Source organism: Advenella faeciporci (genome assembly GCF_014652395.1).
Lineage (GTDB): Bacteria > Pseudomonadota > Gammaproteobacteria > Burkholderiales > Burkholderiaceae_B > Advenella > Advenella faeciporci.
In genome coordinates, this window is sequence record NZ_BMYS01000054.1 from 1 (window position 1) to 513 (window position 513).

General features: G+C 51.7%; 1 rRNA gene. It reads right to left on the minus strand.

Annotated features, from left to right (window positions below):
- Positions 1–513: ribosomal RNA gene (locus tag IE074_RS14750) — 23S ribosomal RNA — on the minus strand; the annotation flags it as partial.

The following is a 513-nucleotide window of genomic DNA, read 5'->3' on the forward strand; positions in this document are numbered from 1 at the left end:
ATACACCCGCAGCTTCGGTAACTGGCTTAGCCCCGTTACATCTTCCGCGCAGGACGACTCGATCAGTGAGCTATTACGCTTTCTTTAAAGGATGGCTGCTTCTAAGCCAACCTCCTGACTGTCTATGCCTTCCCACTTCGTTTCCCACTTAGCCAATTTTGGGGACCTTAGCTGGCGGTCTGGGTTGTTTCCCTCTTGAGTCTGGACGTTAGCACCCAGTGCTCTGTCTCCCGTGCTGTACTTGCCGGTATTCGGAGTTTGCCATAGGTTGGTAAGTCGCCATGACCCCCTAGCTATAACAGTGCTCTACCCCCGGCAGTAATACACGAGGCACTACCTAAATAGTTTTCGGAGAGAACCAGCTATTTCCAGGCTTGTTTAGCCTTTCACCCCTATCCACAGTTCATCCCCTAATTTTTCAACATTAGTGGGTTCGGTCCTCCAGCACGTGTTACCGTGCCTTCAACCTGACCATGGATAGATCGCCTGGTTTCGGGTCTACACCCAGCGACT